Genomic DNA, 21,321 nt, shown 5'->3' on the forward strand with positions numbered 1-21,321 from the left:
CCGTGACGGTGATCACTCTTGTCGCCGCCTCATCACTCGCCGCTCTCGCGCAGCTGCTCCTCGGTCAGTCCCTGCCGCCAGTAGCCCACGAACGTGACCCGGCGGCGGTCGATCCCGCGCTCGCCCACGAAGTGCCGGCGCAGCTCCTTCACACAGCCGGACTCGCCCGCGATCCAGACGTACGGGTGCTCGGCGGGCGGGAGCCCGCCGGCCCGTACGGCGTCGAGGGCCGTGGGGGACCCCTCGGCGCGTACGAGCCACGCGATGTCCGCGTCCGCCTCGGTCACCAGGTCCTGGATGTCGCCGGCGTCGTGCACCTCCAGCCACACCCGGGCACGGGTGCCGGCCGGCAGTGACTCGACGATGGCGGAGACGGCCGGTACGGCGGTCTCGTCGCCCCAGATCACCACCAGGTCGGTGTCGGCGGGCGGCCGGAAGCGGATGGCCCGGTTGTCGGCGACGGCCGGACCGATCAGCAGCACACGGTCCCCGGCCGAGGCCCGCGAGGCCCACCGGGACGCCGGCCCGGCGGGCACCGCGGCGCCCGGCTCGACCCCGTGCAGCACGAAGTCGATGTCGATCTCGTCGGGATCTCTGCGCAGCTCCCGCAGCGTGTACGACCGCATCACGGCCCGTACGTCGTCCGGCAGTTCACGCCACCCCTGCCACCAGCCCTCACCGAGCTCGACGGGTACGACGGGCTCGGTCTGGCCGGGGTGCGGCAGGAACAGCGACAGCGACTGGTCGCGCCCGTCGGAGTGGAAGTCACGCAGATCGTCTCCGGCGAAGCTGACCCGCACCAGTGACGGCCCGAGTCGCCGGGTCCGTACGACCTGCAGGGAGAAGAAACGGAACTGGGCGGCGACGACGGTGGCCATGGGGGGCTCCTGTAACAGAGGGCGGGGGAACGCGCCTGTTTCCGGGGCGCGCTTCACGTCCCGCTGGTCAGCTGACCTTCTTCGCGTCCTCGATGGCCTTCGCAAGGCTCTCGACCATCGACACGCACTTGTCGTACGACAGAATCGGCTCAGGCGCGCGGGAGATGACCTGCCCCGCCTTCACCGCCGGCAGCTGCTTCCATGTGGCCTCGGTGATGTCGGCGGGCTGAATCGCCGACGTACGGTCGTCCATCATGATGATGTCCGCGGGGTACTTGTCGACGTTCTCCCAGCTGAGGCTCTCGTACCAGCCGCCGCTCTCGGCCATGGCCTTCGCCGGCGGCTCGACGAAGTTCACGCCGAGGGCCTTGAAGTACTCCAGGTCGATGGAGAGGTTGGAGCCGGAGACGTAGAACAGCTCCGCGCTGGCGGAGCCGGCCATCACCTTGATGTCGGGCTTGGCCTTGGCGGCGGCGCGCAGCCGGGCCGAGGCGTCCTCGAAGCGCTTCTTGGCGTCGGTGATCTTCGCGGAGTTCACATCCGCGCCGAGCGACTTGGCGAGGTCCAGCATGCGCTGCAGCGGCTCGGTGATCTGGCGGTCGTAGACGGAGATGCCGACGGTCGGGGCGCCGACGGCGAGGATCTTCTCCTTGGACTCCTCAGGGACGTACCAGAGGGTGCCGGCGTCGTCGAACATCGTGGTGATGAGGACGTCCGGGGTGAGTCCGGCGTACTTCTCGACGTTGAACTCGCCCCAGGTGTTGCCCAGGATGGTCACCTTGCTGATGTCCATGTCGCCGGCCTGGACATCGGGCTTGCCGTCCGTGGTCTCGGTCGGGCCGAAAACACCCTTGACCTCGATGCCGTAGTCGTAGAGTGCGGCGGCGACACCGGTGAACGCGACGATGTTCGAGGGGGTCTTGTCGGTCTTCGCGGTCTCGCCGCGGTCGTCCTTGAACGACCAGGGGCCGGACTCCTTCGCGGACGCCGTCGGCTCAGAGCCACTGCTCTCCGCGTCGTCGTCTCCGCAGGCGGTGAGCACTGCACCGAGGCCGAGGGCGCCGCCGGCGGCGAGTATGCCGCGGCGGGTGAAGTGGGTGGCTCTGGCGTTGGACATGGTGTGACTGCTTTCGAACGGGGCAAGACGCCCGCCGGACAATTTCGAACGTAGGTTAGCCTAACCTCATCAATTGTCACAGGGGTGGGCGACCCCCCCCGTTCGAAGCCAGTGTGAACCCGCTGACCAGCTGCTTCAGCCGGTCAGCCCCAACTCCCGTGCAATCAGCATCCGTTGGACCTCACTGGTGCCCTCGCCGATTTCCAGGATCTTGGAGTCCCGCCACATTCGCGCCACCGGGTATTCGTTCATGAAGCCGTAGCCGCCGTGGATCTGGGTCGCGTCGCGGGCGTTGTCCACCGCGATCGTCGACGAGTAGAGCTTGGCCAGGGCCGCCTCCTTCTTGAAGCGTTCCCCGGCCACCAGGCGGGAGGCCGCGTCGCGCCAGGCCAGGCGGGAGGTGTGGGCCTTCATCTCCATGTCCGCGAGCTTGAACTGGATCGCCTGGTTGGCGCCGATCGGGCGGCCGAAGGCGTGACGTTCCTTCGCGTACTTCACCGACTCGTCCACGCAGCCCTGGGCCAGACCCGTCGCCAGGGCCGCGATGGCGATGCGGCCCTCGTCGAGGATGTGCAGGAACTGGGCGTAGCCCCGGCCCTCTTCGCCCAGCAGGTTCGCCGCCGGGACCCGGACGTCGGAGAAGGACAGCTCACGGGTGTCGGAGGCGTTCCAGCCGACCTTCGAGTAGGGCGCGGCGACCGTGAACCCCGGGGTGCCCGACGGGACGATGATCGCGGAGATCAGAGGCTTGCCGTCCGGCTTGCGGCCCGTCACCGCGGTGACCGTCACCAACCCCGTGATGTCGGTACCGGAGTTGGTGATGAAGCACTTCGTGCCGTTGATCACCCATTCATTCGTCTCGGCGTCCAGCCGGGCCGTCGTACGCGTCGCGCCCGCGTCGCTGCCGCCGTCCGGCTCGGTCAGGCCGAAGGCGCCGAGGATTTCGCCGGTGCAAAGACGGGGGAGCCACTCGCGCTTCTGCTCCTCGGTACCGAAGAGATGGATCGGCATCGCGCCGAGCGAGACACCGGCCTCCAGGGTGATGGCCACCGAGGAGTCCACGCGGGCGAGTTCCTCCAGGGCGAGGCCCAGCGCCAGATAGTCGCCGCCCATACCGCCGTACTCCTCCGGGAACGGCAGTCCGAACAGGCCCATGCGGCCCATCTCGCGGACGATCTCGTACGGGAATTCATGGTGTTCGTAGAACTCGCCGATCTTGGGTGCGACAACATCGTGAGCGAACTGCTCGACCGTACGGCGGAGTTCTTCGAGTTCGGGGGAGAGGTGGTGGTCCATGGCAGGTCACTGCTCCTTGTGGGGCTGCGGTGTTTCACCGAGTGCGCGGACGGTGCGGGAGGGGCTGGGCCGGCCCAGGTGGCCGGCCATCCAGACGCTGGTGGCGACGAGGCGGCCGAGGTCTACCCCGGTCTCGACGCCGAGTCCCTGGAGCAGCCAGAGAAGGTCTTCCGTGGCGAGGTTGCCGGTGGCGGACTTGGCGTACGGGCAGCCGCCGAGGCCGCCCGCCGAGGCGTCGACGGTGGTGACACCGTGTTGCAGCGCGGCCAAGGTGTTGGCGAGCGCCTGCCCGTACGTGTCGTGGAAGTGCACGCCCAACGCGCTGGTCGGGACGGCCTGTTCATTGAGTGCGGCGAGGAGTTCGCGGACATGGCCCGGGGTCGCCACGCCGATCGTGTCGCCCAGGCTCAGCTCGTCGCAGCCCATGTCCAGCAGGGCCTTGGCGACGTGCACGACCTGGTGGACCGGGACCGGGCCCTCCCACGGGTCGCCGAAGCACATCGACAGATAGCCGCGCACATGGACCTGCCCGGCCTTCGCCCGCGCGACCACCGGCTCGAACATGGCCAGCGACTCGTCGACCGTCCGGTTGAGGTTCGCCTTCGCGAAGGACTCCGTGGCGCTGGCGAAGACGGCGACGTGGGTGGCCCCGAGGGACAGCGCCCGGTCCAGTCCCCGTTCGTTCGGCACGAGCACCGGGAGCGCGACCGGCAGCCCGCTCACGGCCGGGAACAGCTGTTCCGCGTCCGCCAGTTGGGGCACCCACTTGGGGTGGACGAAGCTGGTGGCCTCGATCGTCGTCAGGCCCGCGTCGGCCAGCCGGCGGATGAACTCCGCCTTGACCTCGGTCGGCACGGTCGACTTCTCGTTCTGCAGCCCGTCGCGCGCGCCCACCTCGTGGATCCGCACGCGTGCGGGCAGCCCCCGGGCCGGTACGACCATGGGGAGTCCTGGAACCGTCATCCTTCCGCCTCCTCGTGCGGTGCGACGACCGCCAGCACCTGGTCCATGGCGACCGTCGTGCCCGGCGCCACATCCAGTTCGGCGACCGTGCCGGCGTGCGGCGCGGAGATGACGTGCTCCATCTTCATCGCCTCCACGACCAGCAGACTCTGACCGGCGCTCACCTCGTCGCCGACGGCGACCTTCACGACCGTGACCGTGCCGGGCATCGGCGCGGTGAGCGAGTCGGCACCGGAGTGCGCGGCCCCGGTGAGCGAGGCGGCGACCGGGTCGTGGTCGCGTACCTGCCAGGCGTCGCCGTCGCGGCCCAGCCAGGTGCCGTCCGGCAGGGCGGCGAAGGTGTGGGCGATGCCGTCGAGCCGGCAGGTGAACCGGCCTTCCGGTCCGGGCAGCGGGCCCGCGGTCCCCCGAAGCGGCTTGGCCGCGGATCCCTGAAGGGGCTGGTCAGTGGCCCCCTGAAGCGGCTGGTCAGTGGCCCCCTGAAGCGGCTGGTCAGCGGTCCCCTGAAGCGGCTTGTCCGCGTCGTCCAGCAGCAGTTCGCTCCCGCCGCCCGGTGTGCTGCGTACCCGCACGGTCACCGGCTCGTGGCCCGGTACCCGCAGATGGTGCGCCGTCCAGGCCCGCTCGCCCCCCAGTCGCCATCCGTCCGCGGCGGCGAACGGGTCGGCCCAGCCGGTGGTGCCGGCCGGGGCGAGTGACGCCTGGCGCAGCAGCGCCGCCGCCGCGTAGACCTCCGCGGGTACCTCGTCGAGTACGAGGCCGTCCACCTCCCGCTCGACCAGCCCCGTGTCCAACTCGCCCGCCACGACCGCCGGGTGGGCCAGCAGCCGCCGCAGGAACCCCGCGTTCGTCTGCACGCCCAGCGTGACGGTCCCGGCGAGGGCCGAGCGGAGCTTCCTGAGGGCGGTCGCGCGGTCGGGGCCGTACGCGATCACCTTGGACAGCATCGGGTCGTACAGGCTGCCGACCTCGGTGCCCTCGCTGAGCCCGGAGTCGGTGCGGACTCCGTCGCCCTGCGGTTCGCGGAGGGTGAGGACGGTGCCGCCGGACGGCAGGAATCCGCGGGCGGGGTCCTCGGCGCAGACACGGGCCTCGATCGCGTGCCCGGTGAGCGAGATGTCCGCCTGCGTCCACGGCAGCGGCTCGCCGGCCGCCACCCGCAGCTGCCACTCCACCAGGTCCAGACCCGTGATCAGCTCCGTCACCGGGTGCTCGACCTGGAGGCGGGTGTTCATCTCCATGAAGTAGTACGACGACGGGTCGCCGCCCGGGACGATGAACTCCACCGTGCCCGCACCGACGTACCCGCAGGAACGGGCCGCCTGGGCCGCCGCCTCGCCCATGGACGCGCGCGTGCCCTCGTCCAGCAGGACCGAGGGCGCCTCCTCGATGATCTTCTGATGGCGGCGCTGGAGGGAGCACTCGCGCTCGCCGAGATGGATCACGTTCCCGTGGGCGTCCGCCAGGACCTGGATCTCGATGTGCCGGGGCCGGTCGATCCACCGCTCGACCAGGAGCGTGTCGTCGCCGAACGAGGCCGCGGCCTCGCGCCGGGCCGCCGCGATCTCCTCCTCCAGGACGGCCAGGTCCCGCACCAGACGCATGCCCTTGCCGCCACCGCCGGCGCTGGGCTTCAGCAGCACGGGAGCGCCCAGCTCATGGGCGGCGTCGGCGAGTTCCGGGTCGCGCCCGCCGGGCACCACCGGCACCCCGGCCGCCTTGACCGTCTCCTTCGCCCGGATCTTGTCGCCCATGAGGGAGATCGCCTCGGCGGGCGGCCCGATGAAGACCAGCCCCTGTGCGGCGCACGCGCGGGCGAAGGCGGTGTTCTCGGCGAGGAAGCCGTACCCGGGGTGGATCGCCTGGGCGCCGCTGCGGGCGGCGGCGTCGAGGATGCGCTCCACGGACAGATAGCTCTGCGTCGCCGGCGCCGGTCCGATCCGTACCGCCGTGTCGGCCTCCCGGACGTGCCGGGCGTCGGCGTCCGCGTCGGAGAAGACGGCGACCGAGCGGACGCCCAGCGTGCGCAGCGTGCGGATGACCCGGACGGCGATCTCGCCCCGGTTGGCCACAAGCACCGTGTCGAACATGGTCGTAGGTCCCCTCACATCCGGAAGACGCCGAACTGGGGCTCGCCCAGGGGCGCGTTTGCGCACGCGGTCAGCGCCAGGCCCAGCACCTGGCGGGTCTCCAGCGGGTCGATGACGCCGTCGTCCCAGAGGCGGGCGGTGGCGTAGTAAGCGCTCCCCTGGCGCTCGTACTGCGCGCGGATCGGCGCCTTGAAGTCCTCTTCCTCGTCCTGGGGCCAGGACTCGCCGCGGGCTTCCAGCTGGTCCCGCTTGACGGTGGCGAGGACGGAGGCGGCCTGCTCGCCGCCCATGACGGAGATCTTGGCGCCGGGCCACATCCACAGGAAGCGGGGGGAGTAGGCCCGGCCGCACATGGAGTAGTTCCCCGCGCCGTAGGACCCGCCCACCACCACGGTCAGCTTCGGTACCCGGGTCGTGGCGACCGCTGTCACCATCTTGGCGCCGTGCTTGGCGATGCCGCCCGCCTCGTAGTCCCGCCCCACCATGAACCCCGAGATGTTCTGCAGGAACACCAGCGGGATCCCGCGCTGGTCGCACAGCTCGATGAAGTGGGCGCCCTTCTGGGCGGACTCGGAGAACAGGATGCCGTTGTTGGCGACGATGCCGACCGGGTGGCCGTGGATCCGGGCGAAGCCGGTGACCAGGGTCTGCCCGAACTCGGACTTGAACTCGGAGAAGCGGGAGCCGTCCGTGACGCGCGCGATGATCTCGCGGACGTCGTACGGCGTACGGGGGTCGGCGGGCACGGCGCCGTACAGCCCGTAAGGGTCGGCCTTGGGCTCCTCGGCAGGCTCCACGGACCACGGCAGCGGTCCGCGCGCGGGGAGCGTGGCGACGATGTTCCGGACGATCCGCAGCGCGTGCGCGTCGTCCTCCGCGAGGTGGTCGGTCACGCCGGACACCCGCGAGTGGACCTCGCCGCCGCCCAGCTCCTCGGCGGTGACGACCTCACCGGTGGCGGCCTTCACCAGCGGGGGCCCGCCGAGAAAGATCGTCCCCTGATTGCGGACGATCACGGCCTCGTCGCTCATCGCGGGCACATACGCGCCTCCGGCGGTGCACGACCCGAGCACCGCCGCGATCTGCGGAATCCCGGCCGCCGACATCCGCGCCTGGTTGAAGAAGATCCGCCCGAAGTGCTCGCGGTCGGGGAAGACCTCGTCCTGCATGGGCAGGAAGGCGCCGCCGGAGTCGACGAGATAGAGACAGGGCAGCCGGTTCTCAAGGGCGACTTCCTGCGCCCGCAGATGCTTCTTCACGGTGATGGGGTAGTACGTCCCCCCCTTCACGGTGGCGTCATTGGCGACGATCACGCACTCGCGCCCGCTGACCCGCCCGATCCCGGCGATGACACCGCCGGCCGGGGCCTGTCCGTCGTACATCCCGTCGGCCGCGAGCGGGGCCAGCTCCAGGAAGGGCGAGCCGGGGTCGAGCAGGGTGTCGACCCGGTCGCGGGGCAGCAGCTTGCCGCGTGCGGTGTGGCGGGCGCGGGCCTTCTCACCGCCGCCGAGCCGGGCGGCGGCCAGCTTGCCGTGCAGTTCCTCCACGAGCGCCAGCTGTGCCGCCTCGTTGGCCCGCCAGGCCTCCGACGCGGGCTCTGCCGCGCTGTGGAGCTCCGGTGCCTGTTGCATCCTGCGGTCCACCTCACCTTGTTAATGAGCGTTAACGCACTCCCTTCAGGTTAACGACCGCTAACCTCCCTGTCTAGAATTGGCTCCATGGCCACCAGAACCGACACCCCCACCCGCCGTGAGCAGATCCTCAAGGAGGCGGCCCGGCTCTTCGCCGAGCGCGGCTTCCACGGGGTCGGAGTCGACGAGATAGGAGCCGCGGTGGGCATCAGCGGCCCCGGGCTCTACCGCCATTTCGCGGGCAAGGACGCGATGCTCGCCGAGCTGCTCGTGGGCATCAGCGGCCAGCTCCTGACCGGCGCGAAGCGGCGCCTCGCGGAGGCCGACGGGGTGCCGGCCACGGCCGTCCTCGACTCCCTCATCGAGGGCCACATCGACTTCGCCCTCGACGACCGCCCCCTCATCACCCTGCACGACCGCGAGCTGGACCGCCTCCGCGACAGCGACCGCAAGCTCGTGCGCCAGCTCCAGCGGCAGTACGTCGAGCTGTGGGTGGAGGTGGTGCGGGAGGTGTACCCGGGGTTGTCCGAGCCGACGGCCCGCTCGGCCGTGCACTCGGTGTTCGGCCTGCTGAACTCGACGCCCCACCTGGGCAGGCCGGGCTCGCTGCCGGGGCGGGGGGCCACGGCGGAGCTATTGCACCGGATGGCTCGGGGGGCGTTCGGGGCGGCGGGGGTGGGGTGAGGCGCGGGGCGCGGGCCGGGCGCCGGGCGGGCCCGAGACCGGCGTGTGCCTGGCGGGCCTGACGATGGGCGTGCGCTGGGCGGGTCTGGCTGGTGTGGCGACGGGTGTGCGCTGGGCGGGTCTGGCTGGTGTGGCGACGGGTGTGCGCTGGGCGGGCGTGGCGCCAGGAGCGGGCCTGGCGCCCGGCGAGGGGCTGAACGCCCGGCGAGGGCCTGGTGCCCGGCGTGTGCTGGGCGCCCCCTCTTCCGTTCTTCCGTCAGCCGAAGGTCAGCTTGTTGACGCCCCATTCACTGGCCGCGGACTGCACCGTGGTGGCGTCGCCGATGGTGTTCCGGCCGCCCGTGTGCAGGGCGATGCTCCCGTCGGAGGCGAGGGCCCAGATGTCGGGGATGTCGTCCCCGTTGACGTCCGGGGTGCCGTAGAGGTGGGTGACGGGTGTGGTGGCCTCGCTCCAGCCCTCGGCGTAGACGGTGTCCTTGCCGTTCAGGGAACCGGCGGCCGTGGACAGTGAGGCAAGACCAGCGACCTGTGCTGGGGGTCGTACAACGCGGTGCTCACCCTCGGCGGCACGACGACCGAGCTGGTGCTCCCCGACGGAGCCAAAGCCGTGGGTGACAGCTGGGTCACCGCCAACGGCGACGGCTCGCGCGTGGAACTGCTGAAGAACACCGACTTCGCCAACGGCGACGACGGCGAGCACTGGCGCGTCACCACCCGGGACGGCACCCAGTACTACTTCGGCCGGAACAAGCTCCCCGGCTGGGAGGACGGCGACGCGACCACCGCCTCCGTGCTGTCCGTGCCCGTGGCGGGCAACCAGGACGAGGAGCCCTGCCACGCCGAGAAGTTCGCGGACTCCTTCTGCGATCAGGCCTGGCGCTGGAACCTCGACTACGTGGTCGATCCGCAGGGCAACGCCATGTCCCTGTGGTGGGGGCGCGAGAACAACTACTACGCCAAGAACATGAAGTACGACGCCCCGGTGCTCTACCACCGGGGCGGCTACCTCCGGTCCATCAAGTACGGCCAGCGCGAGAGCTACGACCAGGACGACTCCACCCTCGACAACGAGCCCATCGCCCGTGTCGACTTCGAAGTGGACGAACGCTGCTTCGGCGAAGGAGTCTGCACCGAGACCAACTTCACGTCCGGAGACCACGACAAGAACCGCATCTGGTACGACACCCCGGCCGACCTGTACTGCTCGGGCAGGAGCGGCGAGGAATGCTACGTGCCCGTGCCCACCTTCTGGTCGCGCAAGCGGCTCGCCACGGTCACCACCAAGGCCCAGCGCACCGAGGGCTCCACCGCTCAGACGCCGGTCGACAGCTGGACACTCCAGCAGTCGCTGCCCGCCGACGCGACGGACGAGGGCGCGGCGCTGTGGCTGGAGTCCATCACCCGGACCGGCTACGCACCCGACGGCGAGACCACAAAGAGACTCAACCCGGTGCGCTTCGTCGCGAACAGCGAGTCCATGCCCAACCGGGTGCGGGAGGGTGCGGCCGACAAGAATCCCGTCTTCGACCGGCTGCGCATCGCACGGGTCGTCAGTGAGTACGGCGGCGAGACCCTGGTCGAGTACAACAAGCCCGAGGGCGCCTGCAAGACAGGCAGTGGTTTCCCCGAGCCGGAGTCGAACACCGGGCTGTGCTTCCCGGTCTACTGGCATCCAGACCCCGACAAAGCCGACGAAAGCCTCAGCTGGTTCAACAAGTACGTAGTCGACTTCGTCGAGGAGAAGCCGGCCGTCGTCGGTGTCCCGGACGTGACGACCACGTACGACTACGGCGGCACCGGCGGCGCCTGGGCGCTGAACCAGGCCGAGTTCTCCAAGAAGAAGACCCGCACCTATGACCAGTGGCGAGGCTTCTCCCTGGTCACGACGTACACGGGGGAGGATTCAAGCACCCCGTACATGAGCACGAAGCAATCCATGTCCGCGACCCGCTACTTCCGCGGCATGGACGGCGATCCGCTGCCCGGCGGCTCCGCCCGCTCGGTGACCGTCCGCGACGCCGAGGGCGCCGAGATCGCCCGGGACTCGGAGGCATTCCAGGGCCGGGTCGCCGAAACTCTCACTTACACCGGTGCGGGCGGCGAACTGGTCACCCGCACCGTCGACAGACCGACCGCGACCGTCCTCGCCACCCGCCCGCGCGGCGACGGCATTCCCCCGCTCAGGGCGTACCGGGTCCTGGACAGCGACACCATCACGGTGACCCGCGCCTCGGACACGTCGAGTGGGGCGAAGCAGTGGCGCACCACGGAAACCAGCACCACTTACGAGGCCAAGTACGGCCTGCCCGTCCAGGTCGAGTCGTGGGGCGATGTCGACAAGGAGGGCGACGAGTCCTGCACGGTCACGTCGTATGTCCACAACACCGACGCTCACCTGATCGGTCTGGACAAGCAGACGCTGACCACGGCGGGCACCTGCGCGCAGGCGTCCACGGCGACGGCCGACGACTGGATCTCGGGCGCCCGGGTCGCGTACGACGACGGGGAGGTCGGTGACGCGCCGACCACCGGCCTGCCCACGCGGACCTACGACGTCAGCGGCAACGGCGGCGCCTGGAAACTCAGCGGCACGATCACCTACGACGAGTACGGCCGGGTGAAGTCCGCGGACGACGCCGCTGGCAGTACCGACACCACGACGTACATCCCCGACCACGGTCAGGTGTACTCGATCGTCACGACCAACGAACTGCGCCACACGGCGAAGACCTTCCTGGAGCCCGGCCGCGGCACCTCATGGAAGGAGGAGGACGCCAACAGCCGTACCACCCATTACGCCTACGACGCCCTGGGCCGGACGACGGCCACCTGGGGCGACGCGACCAAGACCACATCCACCACGCCCGCGGTGAAGATCGCGTACGACACCACGATCGGTGAGCCGGTGTCGGTGGTGACCTCGACGCTCACCGACGCGGGCACCTACGCGGACAGCGTGGTGATCTACGACGGTCTCGGCCGCGAGCGGCAGAAGCAGACTCCGGCGGTCGGCGAGGGCCGGCTGATCACGGACGTCCTCTACAGCGCCAACGGCACCATCGCGCAGACCAACAACGCGTACTACGCGCCAGGTGAGCCGTCCACGATCCCCTTCGAACTGGACTCGGACTCGCAGGTGCCGAACGCGACGCTCTACGCGTACGACGGTCTGGGCCGGGTCCTGTCGGAGACGCCGTACGAATCGGGCAAGGAGAAGTCCGGGAAGGCGACGCGCTACCAGTACGGCTACGACAACTCCACCGTGATCGAGCCCGAGGGCGGCGCGGCGCAGCGCAGTTACACCGACGCGCTGGGCCGCACGGTCCGCGTGGACACCTTCACGGACGCGGCGCGCACGAAGTACCGCTCCACGACGTACGAGTTCGACGAGCGCGGGGACATGACCGGCGCGGAGGACTCCGAGGGCAATCGCTGGACGTGGCAGTTCGACGCGCGGGGCCGGGAGATCCGGTCCGTGGACCCGGACACCGGCGAGACGCGGACGACGTACGACGACGCGAACCGCCCGGTGACCGTGAGGGACGCGCGCGGAGTGGTCGTATGGAACAGGTACGACGGCCTGTCGCGGGTCACCGAGCAGCGCCTCGGCAACCAGGACGGCAAGCTGCTGGCGACGACCCTTTACGACACGCTGCCCGGCGGCCTGGGCCTGCCGACCTCGTCGACGCGGTACACCGACGACGGCACGGGATACACCACGGGTGTCACCGGCTACACGGCGGACTACCAGCCGACCGGCACGAAGGTCCAGCTGCCGCCCCTCGTCGCTGCCTCGTACGGCCTCGACGACTCGTACGAATACGGCTACACCTACTCGAAGACGGGCCTGCTGACTTCCACGTCGCTTCCGGCGGTGGGCACGCTCGGCGCCGAAACGCTGGAGATCCGGCACAACGAGGACGGCCTGCCCGTCTCGACCTCCGGCGACACCTGGTACACCGCGGAGACCACCTACTCCCCGCACGGCGAGGTGCTGCGCACGGTCACTGGCGAACTGCCCTACCGGGTATGGACGACCAACCTGTTCGACGAGTCGACCGGTGAGCTGCAACAGAGCATCGTCGACCGGGAGTCCGTCAGCGACACGACGACGGTGTCCGGCAACCGAGTCAACTCCCGTACCTACGCCTACGATCCGGCGGGCAACGTCACCTCGATCGCCGACCGGGTGGACGGTGTCACGGACCGGCAGTGCTTCACCTATGACGCGTTGGGGCAGCTGACCGAGGCATGGACGAGTCCGGCGTCCTGCGCGCCCACGGGCAAGTCGGTCGCGGCACCCAGGTACGACGACGGCACGGTCAACGTCACGGCCGCGAACGACGGTTACTGGCAGTCGTACAGCTACGACGCGATGGGCAACCGCACGAAGCTGGTCGAGCACGACCCGGGCCTGGACTCCTCCAAGGACGCGACGACTTCGTACGCGTACGGCGCCGCGGACGGCACCCAGCCGCACACGCTCACCGGCACGTCGACCACGTACCGGGCCGACAGCGGCGCGCAGGTCACGAAGGCGTCGACGCTGACGTACGACGCATCCGGAAACACGGAGACCCGCGGCACGGACGGCGACGAGCAGGCGCTGGAGTGGACGTGGGACGGGCAGGTCGAGAAGGTCACCGGGTTCGGCGAGAACGGGGCCGGCGCGTGGGCGGGCATCGCGGGCAAGTGCCTGGACCTGTCGGCCGCGTCGACCGCCGCGGGCACGGCGCTGCAACTGTGGTCGTGCAACGGCACCAAGGCGCAGCAGCTGCGGATCGACTCGGAGTCGGAGGCGAGCCCCTCGACGGGCGCGCTGAAGGTGCTGGGCAAGTGCGTGGTGCCGAAGAGCGGCGGCAGCGCCAACGGCACCCCGGTGGTGATCGCGGACTGCACCGGCGATGCGGGCCAGCAGTGGACGACGATCTCCGCGGGCCACAAGCTCAAGCACGTCTCCTCGGGCAAGTGCCTGGACGTCCCGGGCTCGAACTCCGCGAACGGCACGGACCTGCAGCTGTACACCTGCGACGCGAACGGGCAGGCGCAGTCGTGGACGCCGGACACGGAGACGGAGTATGTCTACGGCGGTGACGGCGCCCGCCTGATGGCCATCTCGGCGACCGAACGCACCCTGTACCTGGGCGAAGCGACGATCTCACTGAACGCCGACGGCGCCCAGTCCTCCGCCGAGCGCTATTACGCCCAGCCGGGTGCGCCGACCGTGCTGCGCCACGCGTCGGGCGGCGGGACCGGGGAGCTGTCGGTCCAGGTGGCCGACCAGAACGGCACCGCGTACGTGAACGTGACCCTTGCCGAGGGCAACAAGGTCAAGTTCTCCAAGACCGACCCCTTCGGCAACGAGCGTGCGGAGAGCGCGACCTGGCGCTCGGGCCGGTCGTACGTCGGCGGTGACGACGACAACGCCAGCGGCCTGGTCCACCTGGGGGCGCGGGAGTACGACCCGGTCACGGGCCGTTTCCTGTCCGCCGACCCGGTTCTGGACCTGGCGGACCCGGTCCAGATGAACGGGTACGTGTACTGCGAGAACAACCCGGTGACGTTCGCCGATCCCACCGGCCTGATGTCGGAGGGCGGCAATGACGGCTACAGCGGTCCGTCCTCGGTGGAAGAAGCGTGGGCCAACGAGCAGTTGAACACGACCGTGTCGCAGGTCATCCGGAGCAGCGGCTGGGCGATGGTGTCCGAGTTCCTGGGGTGGAAGGACTTCGTGGACTGTGTCACCCGCGGAGATGTATGGGCGTGCGGCAACACGCTGGTGAGCTTCTTCGGGGGGATGGGCAAGGCATGGACAGCGGTCAAGGCCGTCAGAAAAGCCATCGATGCGGTGCAAGCGTGGCAGAAGGCCAAGGAGAAGGCCCGCAAGATTCTTGAGACGGTGCGGAAGGCCCGCGAGGCGGTCCGTAAGGCGAACGAGATCAGGAAGCGGGCAGCGGAACGCGCCGCACAACTGAAGAAGAAGGCACAGGAAGCCACAACCAGAGCGGCGAAGAGGGCCGCCCAGAAGACCGGCAATACCGCCCAGAAAACCCAGAAGGCCACGGCCAAGTCCGAGGAAGCGGTCAAGACCGGCTACCAGAAGGCCAAAGCGAGACCGGGCGCCAAGACCAGCTGCGAGAGCAACAGCTTCACCCCGGGCACGCCGGTGCTGATGGCCGACGGCACCAGCAAGCCGATCGAGGAGGTGAAGAACGGCGACCAGGTCTTGGCCACCGACCCGGAGACCGGCGAGACGAGCGTCGAGACCGTCACCGCCGAGATCAAGGGCGAGGGCGTCAAGCACCTGGTGAAGGTCACCATCGACACCGACGGCAACCAGGGCCACGCAACCGCCGACATCACAGCGACCGACGGCCACCCCTTCTGGGTCCCGGAACTGAGCGAATGGATCGACGCGACCGCGTTGACGGCCGGCCAGTGGCTCCAGACCGGCGCGGGGACCTACGTCCAGGTCACGGCAGTCCAGCGCTGGACGACACCGGATGCCACGGTCCACAACCTCACGGTCAGTGATCTGCATACGTACTATGTGCTGGCTGGAACTACCCCGGTCTTGGTGCACAACTGCAATGAAGCGGGCGACTATCTCTATCGCGGAATTCCCAAGGGGCATCCCGCGTATGACGATGCCCTTCAGGGACGTGCAGTGCCCAGAGGTGGCCATTCCGACCCTGGGCGCCATGCAGGAGGTAATACCGAAAGCGAGTTCACCTCGTGGACCCACGACTATGAAGGCGTGGCCCTTGATGCCGCAGAGGAGCTTGGTCCGGGTGGAATCGTTCTGAGGATTCCAAGATCCAGTGTTCCGAAGGGAATCGACACTCAGATTCACGGCACGGACTTGGAATCGTACGAGGAGATGGAGCACGCGCTCCGAGGCCCGGTAGGAGGCGCGGAGATCAGTATCAACAGAGGGCCGTGGACTCTGCCAGGGGGGTAGGGTCCTGCATGAGACAGCCTGCTGGGGTCGAGCACGACAACTTGGCCCCAGCAGGCTATGACCTGGAGGTAAGTGACTTGGAGCGGATGGAACTCGCCGAACTCCTCGTAGGTGATAGGGAGATCTTCCGCCTTTGTAGGTCCGCATTGACTGGCGGTGCCGATTTTGAAGTATGGATCGAGCCGACATCGACGCGGGAGATCGCGTCCATCTATTCCCGTCGGATGCGGACCATGAATCGAACCGGGCAACCTTCAATCGGTGTAGCTGAGGCAGTTGCCGATCTCAAAGCGTGTGCAGATACGGAACTCCTCGTCGGATATGTCGATGATCGCCCGACGGGCGGGTACTACTTCCAGATCTTCCTGACGTCGGGCTTCGAGAAGGTAATTTCATGCCTTGGGGTCCGACCCTCAGTGACGGATTCTGATCCGGCGGATTCGGAATAATTCTGTGCGGCTGAGAACTTCCGAGGCGACTCTTTGGAAATAGTGCAGAGGCCCCACCGGAGATTTCTTCCGGTGGGGCCTCCGGGGTATCTGACGGCAGTAGTTGACGGCAACGTCAGCGGACGGGTGCGGCGCTGAGGGGCGGTTCGCCGCCTTCATCGAGCCGGTTGACGGCCCCGGCGGGGCCATGGAGGGCGTGGCTGAGGAGGTCGATGGCGTCGCGCTGGAGGCGGAGCCGGACGTGGGCGTAGACGATGGCGTTTACGCCGGTGTGGGCGTGGCCGAGGAGTTCCTTGCACTGCACAGCTTCGAAGACTCGCCAACGCGGGCTCCATGGTCTCCGGCGAGGACTTCATTTTCCCTACCGGCCTGTCACCACCCGGTCCGACAAGCCGGCCTGATCCGCTCACACCCCACGCGTAGCCGGGGCCGACGCGTCAGCGTTCGGTTCCGGCTTGCAGTCAATGCAGCACAGAGAACGTAGAACGGAGATTCCCGGTTTAATGGACACCACCCGTATACCCGCCAGTTCGCGTCGCATCCATGTCGCCGTCGGCCTCGTCCTTCCCCTCGCTCTGATCGCGGCATGCGGCAGCGGCGAGAACGGTGCAGTCGAGAGTCCTGCCTCCGTCCCCAGGACCGAGAGCGCCTCGTCGGCTCTCTCCGCCGCCCAGTTGGACAAGCTGTCCCTGACGGCGGGTGACGTCAAGGGGTTCACGGTCCGCGAACTCGACGAAACCGAGGCGTTCACGCAGCACGACGTGCGCACGGACGAGGCGGACTGCGCCCCCGTCAGCCAGGCCATGTATGACGTGGCCCTGGGTGACCCGGCGGCCACCGCTCAGCGGCGGATGGACTCGGAGCTCGACGACCGCGCCATCGACGCGGCGGAGACGTCCGAGGAACTGGACGCGGCGTTCACCGTCATCCACACCACCGTCACCCTCGCTTCCTACGACACCCCGTCCCAGGCCAGAGCGGCACTCGACTCGCTGAGGGGCTCGATCGCCACGTGCGAGGGTGGGTTCTCGTCCATCGGCACCGGCGAGAGGGTGGAAGCCGACACCGCGCCCGACGCCGGTGACGAGGCTGTCGCCTTCGCCGTGGAGAGTAGCGACGACGGCGATCTCTCCGGCTCGACGAGGGCGGTGGTCTTCCGAGAGGGCGGCCTCGTCGTCCAGGTCAGCGCGGTCAACGACGACGCCAAGTCCACCGACGACTGGGACTTCCCCACCGTCCTGGTCGAGACCCAGGACGCGAAGCTCGACTGACTCGTCAGGAGGGGGGCGAGGTGACGGCCCCGGTGCGTATGCCTGCCAGGAGGTGGGCGAGGGCGTCGGGGGCGGTGGTGAGGTGGGTGGTGGGGGTGTCGCTTTCGCGGAGGTGGGTTGCGGTGGGGGAGGAGGTGGCGAGTTCGACGCAGGTGTTGCCGTCGCCTCCGTCGGAAAAGGTCGACTTCTGCCAGTGCAAGGCCTGAGTCATCGTGCGCATCACAGTTCCTTCGTCACACGGTGGATGAGGTCCCGGGACGCCGTTGGGTTCAGCGCCGCCTTCTCCACCCTATGGAAAAGCGTTCGAAGCAGCTTCAGTTGGGGTTCCGCGTCGATGAATGCGGTGCCGGTGGGGGCATCACGTAGTCCGGTGTCCAGCTGGGGTACGGGGCCGCCTGCGTACATCATCGAAGCTCCGGCACCGGCGAAGCCGTCCTGGTCGGTTGGGATGATGCGCACTGTGGCATGCCCCCGCTCGATCTGGTCCAGGATCTGCCGGAGTTGAGCGCGTGCCACGCTGCGATCGGACACCCGGATGCGCAGGGCGAATTCATGGATGAGTGTCTCGTACGGCGTGGGGTTGTCGCTCTCGATGGCCGCCCTCCGCTTCATCCGGTGCTCCACGCGAGGGTTCAGCTCACTCTCTGGCAGCCCGGGGACCATGAACGAGTAGACGGCGCGGGCGTAGTCGGCGGTCTGGAGCAGCCCGGGAACGTGGGTGATCACCACCTCGCGCAGGAACGTCGCGTGGTGTTCCACTTCGGCGGTGTTCAGGAACACCGGGGGTAGCACCCCGCGGTAGTCCTCCCACCAACCTCGCGTGCGATCGATGGCCATGCCCACCAGCGCTTCGATCAAGGCCTCGTCCGTGCAGGCGTAGTGGGCCGCGAGGCGGCGTACGCGCTCTGGGCTCACCCCGGCGACGCCGGACTCGATCTGACTCATCTGAACCGAGTCCGCACCGAGCAGTGCTGCGGCTTCCCGGGCCTTCATGCCGGCTGCTTCGCGCAGTTTGCGCAGCTCAGCGCCCAGGCGCACTCTGCGAGCCGTGAGATGCCTCTTCGGCGGCACTCGCACCTCCTCGTTTCAACTGCCTGGCACACGTGCCCCGTTCGGGGGTCAGAGTACGGCAACGGGTTGCGGATTCCTAAGTTTAGGAAATACCGTCAGTGCTGCGCCGCACACGCTGCGGAATCGCCGGGATCCGGAAGCGCACCGCTCCGTCCTGCCAAGACGGCTGCGGCACTGCCACCGGCCCGCCCCTCAACTCCCCTCCCGCCGACAGGAGCTGACCCATGCCCGAAAACAACCCCGAACCCTGGCAGTACGTCCTCTCCATCCCCAACGACCCCCGAGCCGTCACCATCAGCCGCCGCACGCTCCGCCTCATCCTCGCCATGCACGGCCTGATCAACCTCGTCGACGTCGCCGAACTCCTCGCCGCGGAGTTGGTCGCCAATGCCGTACGCCACACCAAGGGCCGCGCCGACCTGCGCGTGTCCTGGTCGGCGGGCGTCCTGCGGATCGGCGCGTGGGACGGCGACCCTCAACCCCCTGAGCCACCACGGCAGTTGGACCGCATCGCCGACCTGGAGCAGGGGCGCGGCCTCGCCCTCGTCCGGGCGTGCTCCGACCTCTGGGGCTGGCAGCCGCAGTCCCGGCACGGCAATCGCGGCAAGTTCGTGTGGTGTGACCTGGCCGCCGCGTAGCTCGTTGATCACGGCTGACGGAGAGACAGAAAGACAGAAAGGAGAGCTGATGGTCAGCTCGTCGCACGAGGCGATGCACCGCATCTTCCAGAAGGACCCTGCACTGCTCACCAACGCTCTGCAGGAGGTGTTGCGTGTCCCCTTCCCCGAGCCGCACGACTTCGCCGCCATGAACATCGACCTCACGGAGATCGAGCCGGTCGAGCGGCGCGTGGACACGTTGCTGCGGGCGGAGACCGACGAAGGCACCTACCTCCTGATCGTGGAGTCGCAGGGGAAGCCCAACAAGAAGAAGCGCGGCAGTTGGCCGTACTACCTCAGCTATCTGTACGAGAAGTACCACTGGGAGCCGGTACTCATCGTCGTCACGCAGAGCAGCGCCACGGCCCGATGGGCGGCGCAACCCATTCACCTGGGGATGGGAGGGTGTCCTTCGCTCACCGTTCGCCCCCTCGTGCTGGGACCGGACAACGTTCCGCTGATCGCGGACGTGGATGAGGCTGTGGCGAATCCGTCCCTTGCGGTGCTTTCGGCCATGACGCATGGCCGGGGTCCGCAGGCTCCCGCCATACTGGAATCCCTGGTAGCCGCCCTGCGGAAAGTGGAACCGGACACTGCAGCGGCCTTCGCGCAGTTCGTCGACTCATGCCTGGCAGATCCCCAGGTCAAGCAGATGTGGAGGGACCTGATGACGACGATGCACTACTTCTACCGGCACCCGCTCGCCGAGGAGATTCGCGAGCAGGGCCGTGTCGAGGGCCGTATCGAGGCGATCCTGAACATCCTTGAGTGGCGCGGCATCCCGGTATCCGATGCCGTGCGCTCTCGCGTGGGGACGTGTACCGACCAGGGGCTGCTCACGCTCTGGGCGCGACGGGCGATGGACGTGGAGAGTGCGGAGGATTTGTTCCAGGTCGATTAGGGCGCAGCCGCAGCCGTACAGGGCCGGAGCCGTCCATGCAGATCCGGCCCCTTCGCGCGCCGCCACTCGTGCGCGCCGGCGTGACGAGCGTTACGTGCGGTCCACTCTGGACGCCGATTCGTACTCGCCGGTACGGTGAATGAGCAAGCGCTTAGACATGTACCGGTGGAGGAGGCGGCCGTGCGCCGTACGGTGTTCAATGAGGATCACGAGGCGTTCCGGGAGACCCTTCGCGCCTTCATCGAGGCCGAGGTCGTACCGGTGTACGACGAGTGGTTCGCGGCCGGCCAGGCGCCGCGCGACTTCTACTACAAGCTCGCCGAGCTGGGCATCTTCGGCATCCGCGTGGACGAGGAGTTCGGCGGCGCCGGTATCGACTCGTACAAGTTCGAGGCCGTGATGTACGAGGAGACGGCCCGCGCGGGTGTGCAGTTCGGCGGTTCCGGTGTGCACGTGCTGCTCGGTCTGCCGTACATCAAGATGCTCGCCACCGACGAGCAGAAGAAGCGCTACCTGCCGAAGTTCGTCTCCGGTGAGGAGATGTGGGCCCTGGCGATGACCGAGCCGGGCACCGGCTCCGACCTCGCGGGCATGAAGACCACCGCCAAGCTCAGCGAGGACGGCACGCACTACGTCCTCAACGGCTCCAAGACCTTCATCACCGGTGGCGTGCACGCGGACCGGGTCATCGTCTGCGCCCGGACCTCCGCGCCCACCGCCGAGGACCGCCGCTTCGGTATCTCCCTCTTCGCCGTCGACACCAAGTCCGAGGGCTACTCCATAGGCCGCAAGCTCGACAAGCTCGGGCTGAAGACCTCCGACACCGCCGAGCTGGCGTTCGTCGACGTCAAGGTGCCGGTCGAGGACCTGCTCGGCGAGGAGAACAAGGGCTTCTCCTACCTCGGCCACAACCTGGCCTCCGAGCGCTGGGGCATCGCCTTCGGTGCGTACGCGCAGGCCAAGGCGGCCGTCCGGTTCGCCAAGGAGTACGTCCAGGAGCGCACCGTCTTCGGCAAGCCGGTCGCGTCGTTCCAGAACACCAAGTTCGAGCTGGCCGCCTGCCAGGCCGAGGTGGACGCGGCGGAGGCGGTCGTCGACCGTGCGCTGGAGGCGCTCGACGCCGGTGAGCTGACCCCGGCCGAGGCCGCCAGCGCCAAGCTGTTCTGCACCGAGGTCGCGCACCGCGTGATCGACCGCTGCCTCCAACTGCACGGCGGCTACGGGTTCATGAACGAGTACCCGATCGCCCGCCTGTACGCTGACAACCGCGTCAACCGCATCTACGGCGGCACCAGCGAGATCATGAAGTCGATCATCGCGAAGGACATGGGCCTGTAGGCCCCGAAATCA

General features: G+C 68.7%; 16 protein-coding genes. 6 read left to right on the plus strand and 10 right to left on the minus strand.

The window, feature by feature from the left end:
* Nucleotides 1–32: 32 nt before the first annotated feature.
* From GFH49_RS06580 to GFH49_RS06605, 6 genes are all read right to left on the minus strand, one after another.
* Entirely contained in the window at nt 33–878 is an 846-nt protein-coding gene (locus GFH49_RS06580) for a siderophore-interacting protein (protein WP_155054805.1), read from the minus strand.
* Between the two features lie 67 nt (nt 879–945).
* The gene (locus GFH49_RS06585) at nt 946–1,995 is read right to left on the minus strand and encodes an ABC transporter substrate-binding protein (RefSeq protein ID WP_155054806.1); all 1,050 of its coding nucleotides are present in this window, start codon (nt 1,993–1,995) and stop codon (nt 946–948) included.
* A 135-nt stretch (nt 1,996–2,130) separates the two neighbouring features.
* On the minus strand, nt 2,131–3,291 hold the full coding sequence (locus tag GFH49_RS06590) for an acyl-CoA dehydrogenase family protein (protein WP_155054807.1): 1,161 nt from the start codon (nt 3,289–3,291) through the stop codon (nt 2,131–2,133).
* Between the two features lie 6 nt (nt 3,292–3,297).
* Entirely contained in the window at nt 3,298–4,254 is a 957-nt protein-coding gene (locus tag GFH49_RS06595) for a hydroxymethylglutaryl-CoA lyase (RefSeq protein ID WP_155054808.1), read from the minus strand.
* Nucleotides 4,251–6,344, minus strand: coding sequence for an acetyl/propionyl/methylcrotonyl-CoA carboxylase subunit alpha (locus GFH49_RS06600; RefSeq protein ID WP_155054809.1), 2,094 nt, complete (start codon nt 6,342–6,344; stop codon nt 4,251–4,253). The genes GFH49_RS06595 and GFH49_RS06600 overlap by 4 nt, the downstream gene beginning before the upstream one ends.
* 14 nt (nt 6,345–6,358) lie before the next feature.
* Nucleotides 6,359–7,975 (minus strand): carboxyl transferase domain-containing protein, encoded by a 1,617-nt coding sequence (locus GFH49_RS06605; RefSeq protein WP_155054810.1) that lies wholly within the window; start codon nt 7,973–7,975, stop codon nt 6,359–6,361.
* An 87-nt stretch (nt 7,976–8,062) separates the two neighbouring features.
* Between GFH49_RS06605 and GFH49_RS06610 the strand changes: the two genes are divergently transcribed.
* Nucleotides 8,063–8,659, plus strand: coding sequence for an SACE_7040 family transcriptional regulator (locus GFH49_RS06610; protein ID WP_155054811.1), 597 nt, complete (start codon nt 8,063–8,065; stop codon nt 8,657–8,659).
* A 256-nt stretch (nt 8,660–8,915) separates the two neighbouring features.
* Here GFH49_RS06610 and GFH49_RS39930 read toward each other — a convergent pair whose 3' ends face one another.
* Nucleotides 8,916–9,359 carry a hypothetical protein gene (locus GFH49_RS39930; RefSeq protein ID WP_230396182.1) on the minus strand — a complete coding sequence of 148 codons (444 nt, stop codon included), beginning with the start codon at nt 9,357–9,359 and terminating at the stop codon, nt 8,916–8,918.
* Between GFH49_RS39930 and GFH49_RS06615 the strand changes: the two genes are divergently transcribed.
* The gene (locus tag GFH49_RS06615; RefSeq protein WP_230396183.1) at nt 9,309–15,620 is read left to right on the plus strand and encodes an RICIN domain-containing protein; all 6,312 of its coding nucleotides are present in this window, start codon (nt 9,309–9,311) and stop codon (nt 15,618–15,620) included. The two genes, GFH49_RS39930 and GFH49_RS06615, sit on opposite strands and share 51 nt — an antisense overlap.
* A gap of 564 nt (nt 15,621–16,184) precedes the next feature.
* On the opposite strand, the gene GFH49_RS06620 is transcribed toward GFH49_RS06615, so the two are convergent.
* Entirely contained in the window at nt 16,185–16,373 is a 189-nt protein-coding gene (locus tag GFH49_RS06620; protein ID WP_155054813.1) for a hypothetical protein, read from the minus strand.
* A gap of 199 nt (nt 16,374–16,572) precedes the next feature.
* On the opposite strand from GFH49_RS06620, the gene GFH49_RS06625 reads away from it, so the two are divergent.
* Nucleotides 16,573–17,340 (plus strand): sensor domain-containing protein, encoded by a 768-nt coding sequence (locus GFH49_RS06625; protein WP_196217873.1) that lies wholly within the window; start codon nt 16,573–16,575, stop codon nt 17,338–17,340.
* Between the two features lie 4 nt (nt 17,341–17,344).
* On the opposite strand, the gene GFH49_RS06630 is transcribed toward GFH49_RS06625, so the two are convergent.
* Complete coding sequence (locus GFH49_RS06630) at nt 17,345–17,551, minus strand: DUF397 domain-containing protein (protein WP_196217877.1); 207 nt, start codon at nt 17,549–17,551, stop codon at nt 17,345–17,347.
* An 8-nt stretch (nt 17,552–17,559) separates the two neighbouring features.
* Complete coding sequence (locus GFH49_RS06635) at nt 17,560–18,411, minus strand: helix-turn-helix domain-containing protein (RefSeq protein WP_155054816.1); 852 nt, start codon at nt 18,409–18,411, stop codon at nt 17,560–17,562.
* A 224-nt stretch (nt 18,412–18,635) separates the two neighbouring features.
* Between GFH49_RS06635 and GFH49_RS06640 the strand changes: the two genes are divergently transcribed.
* From GFH49_RS06640 to GFH49_RS06650, 3 genes are all read left to right on the plus strand, one after another.
* The gene (locus GFH49_RS06640; protein ID WP_155054817.1) at nt 18,636–19,049 is read left to right on the plus strand and encodes an ATP-binding protein; all 414 of its coding nucleotides are present in this window, start codon (nt 18,636–18,638) and stop codon (nt 19,047–19,049) included.
* Nucleotides 19,050–19,098: 49 nt separating this feature from the next.
* Nucleotides 19,099–19,971 carry an RpnC/YadD family protein gene (locus GFH49_RS06645; RefSeq protein ID WP_155054818.1) on the plus strand — a complete coding sequence of 291 codons (873 nt, stop codon included), beginning with the start codon at nt 19,099–19,101 and terminating at the stop codon, nt 19,969–19,971.
* 180 nt (nt 19,972–20,151) lie between these two features.
* The gene (locus tag GFH49_RS06650) at nt 20,152–21,309 is read left to right on the plus strand and encodes an acyl-CoA dehydrogenase family protein (protein ID WP_155054819.1); all 1,158 of its coding nucleotides are present in this window, start codon (nt 20,152–20,154) and stop codon (nt 21,307–21,309) included.
* Nucleotides 21,310–21,321: the final 12 nt, after the last annotated feature.

It is taken from the genome of Streptomyces blattellae (genome assembly GCF_009709555.1).
Classification (GTDB): domain Bacteria; phylum Actinomycetota; class Actinomycetes; order Streptomycetales; family Streptomycetaceae; genus Streptomyces; species Streptomyces blattellae.